The following is a 15,349-nucleotide window of genomic DNA, read 5'->3' on the forward strand; positions in this document are numbered from 1 at the left end:
CCATGACTTCGATACTGGTAGTAGAAGACGAGCAATCGCTTCGAGAGCCGCTGGTCTATCTTCTGGAAAAAGAGGGTTACCAAGTCTTTCAAGCCGAGGACGGCGATCAAGCTATCGTCCAATTTGAGGCAGTCAATCCAGATCTGATTCTTTTGGATTTGATGCTGCCCAAAAAGTCAGGCAACGATGTTTGTCGCGAGATTAGAGCGACTTCGAATGTGCCGATCATCATGCTCACGGCAAAAGATGGCGAGATCGACAAAGTTGTTGGCCTAGAAATTGGGGCCGATGACTACGTCACCAAGCCCTATTCATCGAGAGAGTTGCTGGCTAGGGTGAAGGCGGTTTTGCGTCGCGGTGCCGAACCAAAACTAGCGGATGCGCAAGAAGGTATTTTGCAGGCTGGACCGGTGAAGATGGATCTTGAACGTCACATCGTTACCGTTCACGGCGAAAAGGTTTCAATGCCGCTGAAAGAGTTTGAGCTGCTTGAACTCCTGCTCGAGAACGTCAATCGAGTTTTGACCCGAGGTCAAATTATTGATCGTGTTTGGGGTTCAAATTATTTTGGTGACACAAAAACTCTGGATGTCCACATCAAACGAATTCGATCGAAAATCGAGGATGACCCTGCTCGACCAGCTCACTTGCTGACTGTGAGAGGTTTAGGTTACAAGTACGAGGCCTAGCTGAGGGCATTGGTTTAGCTCCAAACCTCGAAAACATCGTTTTTGATCTCGAACTATTCATTAAGAAAATGGAGACCCACAGGGGTCTCCATTTTCTTTTTGGAAGTTTATTCGGCTGCCGGTGCTTCGGTTTCGGTCACCTGAATTGAATCAAGAATCGCCTTGTACTCGGCAAGGGTTCCGTCAAGAACTGGGATGCGCAACTCTTGCGGGGTTTCTCCGTTTACGCCGATGAAAATTGAAGTTAGTGCGCCTGGTTCGCCAGCGAGAACCATAGGCAGCGCAGCTGCGTACTGGGTGCCAAGGTCAAGGCTTTCTTTTGGCTTCAATTGGAAGCTGTAAGTTTTGGTTTCGGCCAACTGGGCATCTTCGTACTGCAGGGTCACAGAGGCTGTTTCAAGACCCGAATTGACGAATGCGCCAACGAGAACGTTCTTTTTGTCACCATCGGTAAGGAACGAGACGTTTCTAACCTTGACGTCACCCAAATCTACCTGTGAGCCCTCGCTTGGAGCATAGACATCGAGAGATGCAATTGGGCTGACAAAGGTGCAGCCAGCGGTGCCCAGAGTGATTGCTGCGGCCAAGGCAATAGTGGCAACTTTACGGATTGACAATTTTCCTCCTGAAACAAACGTCAACCCTCCCAGTCTACTCCTATGTTCTTAGCCCTCCCTGTGGTAAAATTGTGGTTTCCGAAAGGGTTCACCTTATGAAGTTCGAAGTCGGCGAAACCGTTGTTTATCCTCACCACGGTGCTGCACAAATTATCGAAGTAGCCGATCGCACCATTCGCGGCGAAACCAAACTTTACCTACAGCTCAAAGTTGCTCAGGGCGACCTGACCATTTGGGTTCCGGCCGACAACGTTGAAATGGTTGGCGTGCGCGACGTCATCGACAAAAAAGGTGTTGAGCAGGTATTTAGTGTTTTGCGTGCCGAATTTGTTGAAGAGCCAACAAACTGGTCAAGGCGCTACAAAGCCAATCTTGAAAAGCTTGCCTCCGGTGATGTTGTCAAAGTTTCAGAAGTGGTTCGTGACCTGTGGCGTCGCGATCAAGACCGTGGCCTTTCGGCCGGTGAAAAACGCATGCTGGCGAAAGCCCGTCAAATTTTAGTTTCCGAGCTCGCACTTGCTCGCAAGGTTGACGAAGACAAAGCTTCGGCAACGCTTGACGAAGTTCTGGCTTCTTAGGCAGAATCATGGGCACTCGCGACATCGCGGTTGTGCTGGTCGCTGCCGGTCGCGGAGAGCGTCTCGGTGCCGAAAAACCAAAAGCATTTGTTGAACTAGCTGGGCGCACCCTAATTTCGCACTCGCTAGAAAATATTGTTGCGGTGGCAAATTTGGCCCAGGTGATTGTTGCCGTCCCTAAAGAACTCATCGCTGAGGCAAATCAGTTGGTTAGCGCTCACCATCTGACCGATGTGTCTTTCGCAGTTGTTGCCGGAGGCCAAACGCGCCAAGAGTCAATTTCGCTGGCGCTTCAAAATCTCGATAGTCAAGTTGCGGTGGTTCTCGTGCATGATGCGGCCAGAGCCTTAGCACCGACTGAGTTATTCGATCGGGTTGCCAGTCGAGTTCGTGAAACCAAAGGCGCAGTCATACCTGCCCTGCCGGTTGTCGACACCGTGAAGCGAATTAGTGACGACCTAATTCTTGAAACTGTTGACCGTGAAAGCTTGGTTTCAGCACAGACACCGCAGGGTTTCTTGGCAGCTGAGCTAACCGAAGTTTATGCCGCTGCTCAGGCCGAGTTCACCGATGACGCAGCGCTCTTTCAATCATTTGGCAAGTCGGTTAGTCACATCTATGGCACCAGACGAGCGTTCAAGATCACAACCCCAGAAGACCTAACCAGTGCCGAATTGCTTTTTGGCGTCGATGTTCGAACCGGCATCGGAACCGACGTTCATCGCTTTACGAGTGATCCCGAAAAACCACTTTTTCTGGGCACCGTGGTTTGGCCCGGTGAGCTTGGTCTTGAAGGCCACAGTGATGGCGATGCGGTTAGCCACGCAATTGTCGATGCGCTGCTTTCAGCTGCGGGTCTAGGCGACATCGGCAGCAATTTTGGAGTCGACCGACCTGAATTTGCCGGGGCAAACGGGTCTGTGTTCCTCTCTGAAACACTGCGTTTGATTGCTCAACACGGGTTTCAGGTCAGAAATATTGCCGTTCAAATAATTGGCAATCGCCCCAAGGTGGCACCGCATCGCGAACGAGTTGAGGCAGCTTTGTTCGAGTTGATCAAGGCTCCGGTTTCACTTTCCGCGACCACGACCGATGGGCTCGGCTTTCTTGGAAATTCAGAAGGTGTGGCGGCAGTTGCAACCGCGCTAATTGCCCGACCAAACTCATCGCCAATCGATAGGCTTGGCGCGTGACCCTTAGACTCCACGACTCACGCACACAATCAATTCGTGATTTTGTGCCGCTCGATGCCAACAAAGTTGGCATGTATGTTTGCGGTCCTACTGTTCAGGGTGCTCCTCACGTTGGGCACCTTCGGTCCGCGCTGGTTTACGATCAACTGCGCCGCTGGCTGATGGCCAAAGGTCAAGAAGTCATCCTGGTTCGAAATGTCACAGACATCGACGACAAAGTTTTGGCTAACGCCCAAGCGACCCAAGAACACTGGTGGGCTTTGGCCTATCGATACGAGCTTGAGTTCAGTGCTGCCTATTCTGCTTTGAATATTTTGCCGCCGACCTATGAGCCGAGAGCTACCGCCAGCATCCCTGAAATGCTGAAACTTATAGATCGATTGATTGCTAGCGGTTATGCCTACCAAGCCGAAGACGGCTCAGCCAACGTCTATTTTAATGCTCGAGATTGGCAAGAATACGGATCGCTAACAAACCAGCGAATCGACGACATGGAGCCCACAGACCCTGATGAGGCTCGAGGAAAGCGCGACAGTTACGACTTCGCCCTCTGGAAGGCACACAAACCAACTGAGCCAGAGAGTGCAGCTTGGGACAGTGCTTTCGGTCTAGGCAGACCCGGTTGGCACATCGAATGTTCGGCTATGGCAACCAAGTATCTGGGCAGTAATTTTGACATCCACGGTGGCGGTCTAGATCTGAGGTTCCCGCACCATGAAAATGAATTGGCTCAATCTTCTGCTGCGGGTGATAAGTTTGCGAACTACTGGCTACACAACGGCCTAGTTAATGTTTCTGGGCAGAAGATGTCTAAGTCGTTGGGCAACTCAATCTTTGCTGCCGACCTCTTGGCTGCTGCTGAACCTGCCGTGGTCAGGTACTACCTGGGTTCGGCACACTACCGCTCAGTGCTTGACTATCACGATGGTGTGCTCGAAGAGGCGCAGGCAGCACTAAACCGAGTTCGCGGGTTTATCGCTAAGGCAACCGCAGTTGCACCGCAAACTCAGCTGCCCGACAACATCATGTCGGCCCTGCCCCAAGATTTTGTTGCTGCGATGGACAACGATTTGGCCATTCCGGAAGCTTTGGCGGTACTGCACTCGACGGTTCGCGAAGGCAATTCGGCTCTTGCGGCTAACCAGCGCGACGAGCTTGTCCCAAAACTAACTCAGGTACAGGCAATGCTCACGGTGCTCGGTCTCGAGCTAGCTCCGGCCCAGTCCGCAGCAAATCAGGTGTTGGCCGACTTGGTGGGTGCATTGCTAGCAGAGCGTTCGCAGGCACGAGCAAACAAAGATTTTGCCCGATCAGATCAGATTCGGGACCTTCTAAAATCGGCGTCGATTTCAATCGAAGATAACGCTGACCACACAAATTGGAGCATTGACTAATGGCAAAACCGGGGCGCCCAGGCGCAGCAAAAGGCAAAAAAGGCGCTCGTGTTGGCACGGGTGGCCACGGTAAGCAGGCACTTGAGGGTAAAGGCCCTACTCCAAAAGCTGAAGATCGAAAGAACCACAAAGCCTATAAGGCCAAGCAATCTGCCGAGCGCCGCAAAGAGGCAACCGGCGGTATAGTGCGCCGAGGTGAGTTTCTGGCGCCAACCGCAAAAACTGCCGGCACCAGAGGGGCAACAGCCCGAAATACTTCGCGGGTGGCAAAAGCCGCAGATGCCTCAGAAACACTTTCCGGTCGTAACTCGGTTGTCGAAGCTCTAAAGGCAAAAGTTCCAGCGACCGCATTATTTATTGCGCAGCGCATTGAAATGGATGACCGCGTCAAAGAGGCCATCACGTTGGCAAATAAGCGCGGCATTCCGGTAAACGAGGTAACCCGTCCCGAAATCGATCGCATGACCGGATTCGATTCAGTTCACCAAGGCATTGCGCTGCAGGTGCCGCCGTATAAATATCAGCATCCGCAGGAAATGCTCGACACAATTATTTCGCGAGGGCAAAAACCACTTTTGGTTGCTCTTGACGGCATTACCGATCCCAGAAACCTCGGTGCAATTATTCGCTCCGTGGCTGCATTTGGTGGCCAGGGCATAATTTTGCCGCAACGCCGTTCCACCGGAGTGACAGCATCGGCTTGGAAAACATCAGCCGGAGCCGCAGCGCGTGTGCCGGTTGCCTTGGCCGCAAACCTAAACGCCACCTTGAAAGAATTCAAAAAACGTGGGCTTTTCGTCGTTGGTCTCGACGCAGATGGCGACATTGACCTACCAAACCTAGAGCTGTCGAGTGAGCCACTGGTGATCGTCGTCGGTTCTGAAGGTAAGGGGCTCTCGCGGTTGGTGTCTGAAAACTGCGACGCTATTGTGTCAATCCCAATAACCGGAGACACCGAATCGTTGAACGCTGGAATTGCTGCCAGTGTGACTCTGTATGAAGTGTCTAAGCGCCGCGAACGCCTGCGCTAAACCAAATCGCGCCAGTCAACTTCATCTTCATCATCGACCACGATTGTGCCTGAGGGCACAGCGTTTGGCAGGGTAATCGCTTCTGTTGCCGGCGCTAGATAGGCCTCTTCATCACGTCGATGAATCAAGACGTTGTCGATGTACGAGTGAACTGCTTCAACCAGGGGAACATCTCGATTTTGCTCTTGGCATAGATACCACTTGTGTTCAAGAACCTGGTGATAAATTTCTGCGGGCTCTAATCGCCCGTGTAATTCGCGCGGAATTGCCGTAACTACCGGTTCAAAGGCGTGGCTTAGCCATTCGTGTGCCAAAACCTCTTCGTCGGCCCCGGGTCGCGGATGCTCAAGTCGGTACTGATCGAGATCATTGAGTAAACGCCTAGCCTGGTTTTCTTCAACGTCAAGGCCGGTCAGGCGAAGTAGGCGTCGGCTGTGGTGGCCGGCATCTACTACTTTGGGTTGAATTTTTAATGTGCTGCCATCGTCGGTGGTCTTAATGGCCATCTCTTCGATGTCGAAGCCCAATTCGTTGAGCGCTTGGACTCGGCGACCAATTTTCCATTTTTCGTCAACGCTGAAAGTTTCCGCACTCGTTAGCGCAGACCAGAGTTCACGATATTTTGAAACTATTCGACTGCTGGTTGCAACCGGATCGACCCCCGGAGCAGCATTACCCGAGGCCACCAGATCCATTAGTTCACCAGCAATGTTCACCCGGGCAATCTCTAGATCGTTTTCCCGCTGGCCATTGGATAATCCGGAATCGTAAAGCTGTCCAGTCTCGGCGTCGACCAGATACGCTGCAAAGGCTCCAGCATCGCGGCGAAACAGAGTATTCGAAAGCGAAACATCTCCCCAGAAGAAACCGGCGATGTGCAGGCGCACCAGCAAGAGCGCCAGCGCATCAACCAAACGAGTTGCGGTTTCAGGTCGAAGACCCTGAGACCACATGGCTCGATAGGGAAGTGAAAACTTAAGATGTCGGGTGATTAGAACCGACAGTAAAGGTTCGCCCTGCTCTGAAGTTCGATTGTTGATGATGGCAAATGGTTCGACGCAGGGAACATCGAGCTTGAGAAGGTTTTTGAGCATCTCGTATTCGCGCTTTGCTAGTTCAGGCAAAGTCTCTTTGATGGCGATGACGTGATCACCGAGATGCGCAAACCGAACCGTATGCCGGCTGAGCCCCTTTGGCAAAGCCGCAATATGATCGGCTGGCCACTCTTCTAATGGCAAATGCCACGGTAGATCCAGCAGTGCCGGGTCTACCGTGGCAGCCGTGATATCTAGCGAAGTCACTAGTTGATGCGTTCGCCTGACTCGATGTCGAATAAGTGAACGATTCCGCCCTCTGGCTGAAGCGATACCTTCTCACCAGCGTGTGGGTGGACTCGACCGTCAACACGGGCAACTACGTCTTGAGATGCACCGTGAATGCTGGTGTGGCCGTATAGGTAGCCATCGGCACCTAGCTCTTCAACAACATCGATGTCTACCTCGATGCCGGCACCCTTTGAAACAACCATGTTCTCTGGGCGAATACCCACGGTTACCTCTTTAGCCTTGGTCTTTGCCAAGACTTCGCGAGCAACTGGGATAACTGCCGAACCAAACTGAACTCCGCCGTCAACGATTGGCAACTGCAGCAAGTTCATTGCTGGCGAACCGATGAAGCCGGCAACAAACACGTTCTTTGGCTTGTCATATAGCTCTTGAGGTGAGGCAACCTGCTGAAGAATGCCGTCTTTTAGAACGACAACGCGGTCACCCATGGTCATAGCTTCGACCTGGTCGTGGGTTACGTAAACGGTGGTGACTCCTAGGCGTCGCTGCAGCGAGGCGATTTGGGTACGGGTCTGAACGCGAAGTTTCGCATCCAAGTTAGAAAGAGGCTCATCCATCAAGAAGACCTGAGGCTTGCGGACGATTGCTCGACCCATAGCAACACGCTGACGCTGACCACCCGAAAGTGCCTTGGGCTTGCGTGAAAGGTATGGCTCTAGATCTAGAAGTTTTGCTGCCTCTAGAACGCGCTCGGCGCGCTCTTCTTTGCTAACGCCAGCAATCTTCAAGGCGAAGCCCATGTTTTCAGCAACGGTCATATGTGGGTACAGCGCATAGTTCTGGAAAACCATAGCGATGTCGCGGTCTTTTGGTGGCACGGTAGTAACGTCGCGGTCACCAATAAGAATTCGGCCTGAGTTGACTTCTTCAAGGCCCGCAAGCATGCGAAGAGATGTTGATTTTCCACAGCCAGAAGGGCCGACAAGAACCAAGAATTCGCCATCAGCGATGTCTAGGTTTAGCGCGTCTACCGCTGCGCGGGTACCGCCTGGGTACATTCGTGTTGCGTTGTCAAATGTTACTGTTGCCATTTTTTATTTTCCTTCACCGGCAGGTACGTGCCGGACGATCCGTAGTGATGGGTGCACAGCAGCGGCGCTGCCGAACGCTCTCATTATGGCATTTGAAAACCCTCGTTTAGACTGAATGTTCTGGACCGTCACCAAAATGTGATTCACCCCTAGGTATTGGAGCCTGAATGACCCCGAACCAGCACAAACAGACTCGCTCACAGCAACGTGAAGAGGCTCGCGCCAAGGCTAAGGCGTTGAGAGAACAGCACAAAAAAACCGAGCGTCGTAAGCGAGTAATTATCCAGAGCAGCGTGACCGTTCTGGCACTTGCGGTCATCGGCGGAATTGTGGCAGCGCTCGTTTCAGGTGCGAACCAAGAGACGGTCGAGCCGAAAAACTTTAGCTTCAGCGACGGCATCAAGATCGGTGCAGGTTTGCAGGCATTTACCGAAACCAATACTCCAGAGCCAAGCGCGACTCCAGACGGTGGTTTTGCCACGGTTCCGAACATCAAGATTTTCGTCGATTACCAGTGCCCGATTTGCCAGGCCTTCGAGGTGCCAAACCAGTCTCAAATTAAGAGCTGGGTTGAAACCGGCGCTGCAACCGTAGAGATTCACCCAATTTCTTTCTTGGATGGCCGCGGGTCACCGAATCAGTACTCTTCGCGGGCGGCTAACGCGGCAATCTGTGTTGCCGAGTACTCACCAAACAACTTCTTTGATTTCAACTCAGCACTGTTTGAAAACCAACCTGAAGAGGGGACACCTGGCCCCGAAAATGCAGCTCTAATCGAAACTGCCAAATCGGTGGGCGTAACCAATGAGACCGAAATCGCAGATTGCATTAACGAAAAGCGATTCGGTGGTTGGCTATCAGATGCCACCGATAGAGCGCTATCAACGCCGGTTGAAGGCACTGACATCATCATCCAGGGAACTCCGGCAATCATCGTGAACGGCGAGCAGTACACCTGGACCACCGGTGACGAGTTGGTTAGCCCAGCGCGATTTGCTCAGTGGCTTCAGCAGGTGGCAGCTAAATAGATTTTCCAAATGTCCGGTCATTCTGGTGACCGAGTCAATCTCTAGCGGTATTCTAGAGAGGTTGCCGTTGGGCAACATGCCTCCTTGGCGCAATTGGTAGCGCACCGCACTTGTAATGCGGGGGTTAGCGGTTCGAGTCCGCTAGGGGGCTCTGTAGTTTGATTTCCGAGGGTCGCTAGCGTATCTCGGTGGTGGCGTTCAGCTGCTGCGTTGTTGCATTCCCTAAAACATCTCTAAGGGTCGCTTCCCAAGCGCAAACCCCTCGCTTACTGTTTTTTGGAATAAGCGCTGATCCTTCAAAATTCACGTCGCGAATGTTTCCAGCCCAGCGACCTTCCCATTTAAACGAACCTGGATGTTCACCAAAGCTCACTTTGTATTTATCGGCGCCGGAAAGCGCAACGTGATACATCAGGATGGTTTGCCCGTCACGTTTGCAGGTGATTTCAGTAAACCCAGCTCCTCGGTCATCTGTTATTTGACCGGTGAAGGCAAATTTCCGGGTGGTGTCGTCGTTTTCATCGATGACAAAGTTTTGCGGTTTCATCTCGAACGAGACCAACCGTGGGGCTTCGCTGTCGGCTGTGTAAACGAAGTAGCCAGCAATAGAAAGGACGATTCCGGTGCCCCAGACCAACATGGTTTTTTTCGTTGGAACTGGAAATTTCACTTTGCCTCTTACTTATTGATTTCGCTAAAAGTGATGCTAACTGAATTTATGCAGTATCGGTCACCGGTGGGAGTTTGAGGGGCATCATCGAATACGTGACCCAGATGCGAACCACAGTTTTTGCAGCGCACTTCAGTGCGAATCATTCCATGCGAAAAATCTGACAGCAGCTCTACCGCATCGGTTGACTTGGGTTCATAGAAACTTGGCCAGCCGCAGTGGGACTCAAATTTTGTTTCACTTCGAAAAAGTTCTTGCCCGCAGCCGCGACAAGAAAAAATCCCAAATCGATTCTCGTTAAGTAGCTCGCCCGAATAGGCAGGCTCTGTACCTGCCTTACGCAATACGTAGTACTCAAATTCGCTGAGTTCACTTTGCCACTCAGATTCAGTTTTTTCTACCGGGTAGTTCACAGCATCTCCAGCCTAGACTTATGGGGTTGCAATTAATTAAGCAGGATTGATGTCAAAAAAGTTCCAGCCCGATGAATTTGATGCGGTGGTCGAGCACGGTGGCCGACACCGCGAGGCTCGCACGGCAAAACATCGCATTTTTGAATGGCTAAGAATTTTTGTTGCCGCTGCAGTTGTCGCCTCGATTGGCTATGTCGGACTCAAAATCGCTGATAACAATGTGATTTTTACCGAATCTCTAAATTTTGGATCTTCGCAAAACGAAGCACAGTTAAAGGTCACCGTACTAGATGGCTCCAACATCGAAGGGGCGGTCTCGGTCGCTGGCGAATCGCTCATCAAATCGGGGTACGCCCTCGGTGATGTCAGTGAACTAGTTGATCTAGATAAAAACCAGGTTGACATCGCCACCACCGTTGTGATTGCTCTTACCCAAGACGATTTGGCCGAGGCTGCGAAGATAGCCAAAATCTTGGGACCAGAGGTGCAGGTTGTTCTTTCTAGCGAATATCCTGGGCCCATAACGGTGCTGTTGGGTGCCGACTACCAGATCCCAGAAACCGAATAGTTATAACCATTCGGTAAAAAATAGCCCAAACGCTAGGTCATTTGGTCTTTAACCGATAAGTTTGGCCTTGGTCGTAGCACTACCTGTAGCTTGAGCTGTTTGTATTCGCGACTCGGTTCGAAGAAGAATCTCGAGCCGCTAATTTAGCAACAGGAGCAACACATGGCACAGGGAACCGTAAAGTGGTTCAACTCTGAAAAGGGTTTTGGTTTCATCACTCAGGATGGCGGAGCAGACGTATTCGTCCACTTCTCAGCAATCCAGACCGATGGTTACCGCGAACTTAAAGAGAACCAGCGAGTCGAGTTTGAAGTCAAGACTGGCGACAAGGGACCACAGGCGGATTCAGTCGTAGTAATCGGCTAATTTTCCAGAGTTTCTAAGGGCTTCCGAATTTCGGAGGCCCTTTTCTCATACATAGAACCTATTTGCACTCTGGCCCTGAGAGTGCTAAAAATGTATTAGCACTCAAACTAAGTGAGTGCTAAAAACTTACTCAGGAGATTGAATCCACAATGGCAAAAATCATTCAGTTCAATGAAGAAGCCCGCCGTGGCCTCGAGCGCGGTCTGAACATCCTCGCAGACACCGTCAAGGTAACGCTTGGCCCACGCGGTCGCAACGTAGTACTCGAGAAGAAGTGGGGAGCCCCAACCATCACCAACGATGGTGTTTCAATCGCCCGCGAAATCGAGCTAGACGACCCATTTGAAAAAATCGGTGCCGAGCTAGTCAAGGAAGTTGCCAAGAAGACCGATGATGTCGCTGGTGACGGAACCACTACCGCTACCGTTTTGGCACAGGCTTTGGTTCGCGAAGGTTTGCGCAACGTCGCTGCCGGCGCCGACCCAATCACACTTAAGCGCGGCATTGAAAAGGCCGTCGCTGCTGTCACCGAGCAGTTAATCGCAAACGCTAAGCCAGTAGAAACCAAAGAGCAGATTGCCGCTACCGCATCTATCTCTGCAGGTGACACCCAGATTGGTGAGCTAATCGCAGAGGCAATCGACAAGGTTGGTCGCGAGGGTGTAGTTACCGTCGAAGAGTCAAACACCTTTGGAATTGAACTTCAGCTGACCGAAGGTATGCGCTTTGACAAGGGTTACATCTCGGCATACATGGTTACCGACCCAGAGCGCCAAGAAGCAGTGCTTGAAGATGCATACGTCTTGATTGCTAACTCAAAGATCTCAAACATCAAAGACCTGCTACCGATCGTCGACAAGGTGATTCAGGCAAACAAGCCTTTGCTAATCATCGCTGAAGACATCGAGGGTGAGGCTTTGGCTACCCTAATCGTCAACAAGATTCGCGGAATCTTCAAGTCGGTTGCTGTTAAGGCTCCGGGCTTTGGCGATCGTCGTAAAGCCATGTTGCAGGACATCGCAATTCTCACCGGTGGACAGGTTATCTCTGAAGAGGTTGGCCTAAAGCTAGAGAACGCAACTCTCGACCTACTCGGCCGTGCTCGCAAGATTGTGGTCACCAAGGATGAGACCACCATCGTTGAGGGCTCGGGCGACGCAAGCATGATTGCTGGACGTGTTGAGCAGATCCGTCGTGAAATTGACAACACCGACAGCGACTATGACCGCGAGAAGCTACAGGAGCGTTTGGCTAAGCTAGCCGGCGGTGTTGCAGTTATCAAGGCTGGTGCTGCCACCGAGGTCGAACTCAAGGAACGCAAGCACCGCATTGAAGATGCCGTGCGTAACGCCAAGGCTGCTGTTGAGGAGGGCATCGTAGCTGGTGGTGGAGTTGCTCTACTACAGGCTGGCAAGCAGGCTTTCGACAAGCTTGAGCTAACCGGAGACGAGGCAACCGGCGCAAACATCGTGAAGGTTGCAATTTCTGCTCCGCTAAAGCAGATCGCAATTAACGCTGGACTAGAGCCAGGAGTCGTCGCTGAGAAGGTTGCTTCATTGCCTTCGGGTCAGGGACTAAACGCCGCAACCGGAGAGTATGTAGACATGCTCCAGGCTGGAATCAACGACCCAGTGAAGGTGACTCGCTCGGCTTTGCAGAACGCAGCATCGATTGCCGGATTGTTCTTGACCACCGAAGCAGTTGTCGCCGACAAGCCAGAACCTGCTGCTGCAAACGCAGCTGCACCTGCTGGCGGAGACATGGGCTTCTAAAGTCGAATTACAAAAAAAGGGTGACCCGAAAGCGGGTCACCCTTTTTTATGCTTCAAATCTAAGTTGATTGCTTGTCGCATTGACGTCGTCGCTTTAGATAAATAAGCGCTGGTTGCTCATCTCGATTTCGGCATACTGATTTGCCGCCATCGAGAGTGCCGCAGAAATTTCGGCCAATTGATTTTCTACAGTTGCACTGGTTTGTCTCCAGCGAGCTGCAAGCTCTTGAAAACTTGATGCCGCAGCGCCTGTCCAGCTGGATTGCAAGGCAGAAAGCTGGCTCAACAGCACATCGTGGTCGGCGACAACCTTTGCCAAAGTTTGGTTTATGGCTGCTGTGGCGGCGACAACCTGATCTGAATCAACACTGAAATGGGTCATGCCTCAAGAATAAATAGATCGATTACGGCTCGGTTTGGCAGTCGGCCAAGTTGTTAGTAACAGTTGCTAGTTTTTGAACTGTGGAATTTCAATCTGGAAAGTCGCACCGCCACCGCTGGTCTCAATTGCCCGAATTGAACCATCGTGACGCTTGATGATTGAGCTGGCAATCGCTAGACCCAGGCCGGAGCCTCCAGTCTCGCTATTGCGTGAATTGTCGATTCGGTAAAAACGTTCAAAGACTTTCTCACGAAGCTGCTCGGGTATGCCCTCGCCGTGATCACGCACCTCGATGATGGTTTTGTCATCTCGCTGACCAATCGCAATTTCAATTTGATCATCGGGATTAGAGAATCGGCTGGCATTGGCGAGCAGGTTCGTGAGCACCTGGTGTAGGCCGTTGCGATTACCTAAAACTGGGATAGTCGTTTCACCGGTCAGCTCTTTACCGGCTAAGTCGGTAACAAGAATTTTTCGTCCGCTGTCAGCTACTGAGGCATCGCGGGCGGCATTGGTTGCAAGTTCAACTAATTCAAGTTTTGTTTTTTCTAGCGGGGTGCTCTCATCTTCTCTAGCTAACGTCAGCAGGCTTTCAACCAAACCCGACATGCGGATCGCTTCGCTTTCGATTCTCGACATCGCTTCACCGATTTGCTCAGGGGTCTTCAGCGCTCCCATGCGGTAGAGCTCGGCATAACCGCGAAGCGAAACCAGTGGAGTTCGAAGTTCATGGCTAGCATCGGCCACAAAGCGCCGCATCTGGTCAAGTGTCTGATTTCTTGACTTCAGGGCAGATTCGATTCCATCAAGCATCGAGTTCAGTGATCGATTTAGCCGCGATATTTCAGTTTTACCCTGGTTTGTTATCAAACGCTTTGAAATGTCACCTGACGCAACTGAAGCTGCGGTTCGTTCAACTTCGCGCAAAGGCCGCAACGCAGAGGTAATGGTTAGCCAAATACTTAGGCCGCTAAATGTCAGTAGAAGAATTCCAAAACCAGCACCGATGACCGCATACTGCCCGATAATCGCGGTGTTTCCGCCGGTTGGCAAGGCTACGATGATTGAACCTGGCAGGTCTGTCAGCGGCATGGCCACCATGCGCCAACCGCCAGCTCCACCTTCATCGGTAATTTTTCCTTGTGAATTAACTTCAAAGGGGGTTCCCTCGGTAGAGATCACCACTGCGTAGTTGAAGTTTTGTAAGTTAGGCACAGCCTGAATTTTTTGTGCTGAAGAAACCAGACCGATCAGAAGGTTTCCGTTGACGTCCAGGTAGGCGATGTAATAGTCCGAGGGCAAGCTTGGCAATTCAAGTTGGTGTGTAGCAAGCCGATCTTCCAGAGTTATGGGATTCTCTTCGCGAAGCGCTGTTGCCGAGGCAGTAAGCATGGTGTCAAGGTTTGCCTGCAGATAGGTGCGAAGCAGTGCAATCGTGCCGATACTTGAAACCGTTAAGAGCAAACCGATTAGTGCCATGGACATCGCGGTCAGCTTGGTGCGCAGCGATATGCGCTCCCATGCTGCCCCGAATTTTGATTGCATTTAGTTTTCTTTTACTTCGCTACCTTGGCTGATTTATAAATGTAGCCCACACCACGTTTGGTTTGAATCAAAGGTTCGGTGGTTAGCGGGTCCAGTTTCTTACGCAGGTAAGAAACGTAGGACTCAACAATTCCCATTTCGCCATTGAAGTCATATTCCCAGACGTGATCGAGAATCTGTGCCTTAGTCAAAACTCGATTTGCGTTCGCCATCAGAAAGCGCAGCAGTTTGTATTCGGTTGGGCTCAGCTCAACCACTGTGTCGTTGACGGTAACCTCATGGGCATCCTGGTTGATTGAAATCTCGCCCACGGTAAGCACCGACTCTTCGACTTCGCCGCTCTTGGTTCGGCGCAAAATTGCGTGAATTCGAGCAACAACTTCATCCAAGCTGAATGGTTTGGTCATGTAATCGTCACCGCCGACAGTTAGCCCGGTTACTTTATCTTGGGTTTCATCGCGCGCGGTTAGAAAGAGTACGGGGGCGTTGATGTTCATGGAACGTAGTTTTTTTGTCACACTGAAGCCGTTCATATCTGGCAGCATCACATCGAGGAGGATGATGTCAGGCTCGCCTTTTTCGGCGGCGTAAATTGCCTCGGCGCCGTTTTTAACAGCGTGCACAGAGAAGCCGGCAAATCTAAGGCTTGTAGAAAGCAAATCGCGGATGTTTGGTTCATCGTCGACGATCAGTACTTTGATGTTTTCCATGCCTTGAGTTTCTTAC

At 51.5% G+C, this 15,349-nt stretch carries 17 protein-coding genes and 1 tRNA gene; 10 read left to right on the forward strand and 8 right to left on the reverse strand.

Annotated elements, in window-relative coordinates:
* Positions 1-2: 2 nt before the first annotated feature.
* Positions 3-689: a response regulator transcription factor gene (locus A4Z71_RS01585; protein WP_070954235.1), complete on the forward strand. Its 687-nt coding sequence runs from the start codon at positions 3-5 to the stop codon at positions 687-689.
* A gap of 107 nt (positions 690-796) precedes the next feature.
* Here A4Z71_RS01585 and A4Z71_RS01590 read toward each other — a convergent pair whose 3' ends face one another.
* A complete protein-coding gene (locus A4Z71_RS01590; RefSeq protein ID WP_070954236.1) occupies positions 797-1,306 on the reverse strand; it encodes a hypothetical protein in 510 nt (169 codons plus the stop codon).
* Positions 1,307-1,401: 95 nt separating this feature from the next.
* Here A4Z71_RS01590 and A4Z71_RS01595 point away from each other — a divergent pair, with 95 nt between their 5' ends.
* From A4Z71_RS01595 to rlmB, 4 genes are read left to right on the forward strand one after another with little or no spacing between them, the layout of a single operon-like run.
* Entirely contained in the window at positions 1,402-1,884 is a 483-nt protein-coding gene (locus A4Z71_RS01595; RefSeq protein ID WP_070955193.1) for a CarD family transcriptional regulator, read from the forward strand.
* Between the two features lie 8 nt (positions 1,885-1,892).
* Positions 1,893-3,077: a bifunctional 2-C-methyl-D-erythritol 4-phosphate cytidylyltransferase/2-C-methyl-D-erythritol 2,4-cyclodiphosphate synthase gene (locus A4Z71_RS01600; RefSeq protein ID WP_070954237.1), complete on the forward strand. Its 1,185-nt coding sequence runs from the start codon at positions 1,893-1,895 to the stop codon at positions 3,075-3,077.
* A complete protein-coding gene (gene cysS / locus A4Z71_RS01605; RefSeq protein WP_070954238.1) occupies positions 3,074-4,471 on the forward strand; it encodes a cysteine--tRNA ligase in 1,398 nt (465 codons plus the stop codon). The genes A4Z71_RS01600 and cysS overlap by 4 nt, the downstream gene beginning before the upstream one ends.
* The gene (rlmB, locus tag A4Z71_RS01610) at positions 4,471-5,502 is read left to right on the forward strand and encodes a 23S rRNA (guanosine(2251)-2'-O)-methyltransferase RlmB (RefSeq protein ID WP_070954239.1); all 1,032 of its coding nucleotides are present in this window, start codon (positions 4,471-4,473) and stop codon (positions 5,500-5,502) included. The genes cysS and rlmB overlap by 1 nt, the downstream gene beginning before the upstream one ends.
* On the opposite strand, the gene A4Z71_RS01615 is transcribed toward rlmB, so the two are convergent.
* Together A4Z71_RS01615 and A4Z71_RS01620 are read right to left on the reverse strand one after the other, a co-directional pair.
* Positions 5,499-6,803, reverse strand: a complete 1,305-nt coding sequence (locus A4Z71_RS01615; RefSeq protein ID WP_070954240.1) for a DUF4032 domain-containing protein — start codon at positions 6,801-6,803, stop codon at positions 5,499-5,501. The genes rlmB and A4Z71_RS01615 overlap by 4 nt on opposite strands.
* Positions 6,803-7,879: an ABC transporter ATP-binding protein gene (locus A4Z71_RS01620; protein WP_070954241.1), complete on the reverse strand. Its 1,077-nt coding sequence runs from the start codon at positions 7,877-7,879 to the stop codon at positions 6,803-6,805. Before A4Z71_RS01620 ends, A4Z71_RS01615 begins: the two co-directional genes overlap by 1 nt.
* Before the next feature lie 167 nt (positions 7,880-8,046).
* Between A4Z71_RS01620 and A4Z71_RS01625 the strand changes: the two genes are divergently transcribed.
* Both A4Z71_RS01625 and A4Z71_RS01630 read left to right on the forward strand, forming a co-directional pair.
* Positions 8,047-8,907 carry a DsbA family protein gene (locus A4Z71_RS01625; RefSeq protein WP_070954242.1) on the forward strand — a complete coding sequence of 287 codons (861 nt, stop codon included), beginning with the start codon at positions 8,047-8,049 and terminating at the stop codon, positions 8,905-8,907.
* Positions 8,908-8,985: 78 nt separating this feature from the next.
* Positions 8,986-9,058, forward strand: a tRNA-Thr gene (locus A4Z71_RS01630).
* A 24-nt stretch (positions 9,059-9,082) separates the two neighbouring features.
* On the opposite strand, the gene A4Z71_RS01635 is transcribed toward A4Z71_RS01630, so the two are convergent.
* Together A4Z71_RS01635 and msrB are read right to left on the reverse strand one after the other, a co-directional pair.
* Positions 9,083-9,577 (reverse strand): hypothetical protein, encoded by a 495-nt coding sequence (locus A4Z71_RS01635; protein ID WP_070954243.1) that lies wholly within the window; start codon positions 9,575-9,577, stop codon positions 9,083-9,085.
* Between the two features lie 8 nt (positions 9,578-9,585).
* Positions 9,586-9,990 carry a peptide-methionine (R)-S-oxide reductase MsrB gene (msrB, locus tag A4Z71_RS01640; RefSeq protein ID WP_070954244.1) on the reverse strand — a complete coding sequence of 135 codons (405 nt, stop codon included), beginning with the start codon at positions 9,988-9,990 and terminating at the stop codon, positions 9,586-9,588.
* A 49-nt stretch (positions 9,991-10,039) separates the two neighbouring features.
* On the opposite strand from msrB, the gene A4Z71_RS01645 reads away from it, so the two are divergent.
* The 3 genes from A4Z71_RS01645 (at position 10,040) to groL (ending at position 12,696) form a co-directional block, all read left to right on the forward strand.
* Entirely contained in the window at positions 10,040-10,558 is a 519-nt protein-coding gene (locus tag A4Z71_RS01645; protein ID WP_070954245.1) for a LytR C-terminal domain-containing protein, read from the forward strand.
* Positions 10,559-10,720: 162 nt separating this feature from the next.
* Positions 10,721-10,924 (forward strand): cold-shock protein, encoded by a 204-nt coding sequence (locus A4Z71_RS01650; protein WP_070954246.1) that lies wholly within the window; start codon positions 10,721-10,723, stop codon positions 10,922-10,924.
* A gap of 149 nt (positions 10,925-11,073) precedes the next feature.
* Positions 11,074-12,696, forward strand: a complete 1,623-nt coding sequence (gene groL / locus A4Z71_RS01655; RefSeq protein WP_070954247.1) for a chaperonin GroEL — start codon at positions 11,074-11,076, stop codon at positions 12,694-12,696.
* A 94-nt stretch (positions 12,697-12,790) separates the two neighbouring features.
* Here the strand turns inward: groL and A4Z71_RS01660 are convergent, their stop codons facing one another.
* From A4Z71_RS01660 to A4Z71_RS01670, 3 genes are all read right to left on the reverse strand, one after another.
* Entirely contained in the window at positions 12,791-13,078 is a 288-nt protein-coding gene (locus A4Z71_RS01660; RefSeq protein ID WP_070954248.1) for a WXG100 family type VII secretion target, read from the reverse strand.
* A 66-nt stretch (positions 13,079-13,144) separates the two neighbouring features.
* Positions 13,145-14,623: a sensor histidine kinase gene (locus tag A4Z71_RS01665; RefSeq protein ID WP_070954249.1), complete on the reverse strand. Its 1,479-nt coding sequence runs from the start codon at positions 14,621-14,623 to the stop codon at positions 13,145-13,147.
* A gap of 11 nt (positions 14,624-14,634) precedes the next feature.
* Positions 14,635-15,333, reverse strand: coding sequence for a response regulator transcription factor (locus tag A4Z71_RS01670; protein WP_070954250.1), 699 nt, complete (start codon positions 15,331-15,333; stop codon positions 14,635-14,637).
* Between the last annotated feature and the right edge of the window lie 16 nt (positions 15,334-15,349).

It is taken from the genome of Candidatus Rhodoluna planktonica (assembly GCF_001854225.1).
GTDB lineage: Bacteria > Actinomycetota > Actinomycetes > Actinomycetales > Microbacteriaceae > Rhodoluna > Rhodoluna planktonica.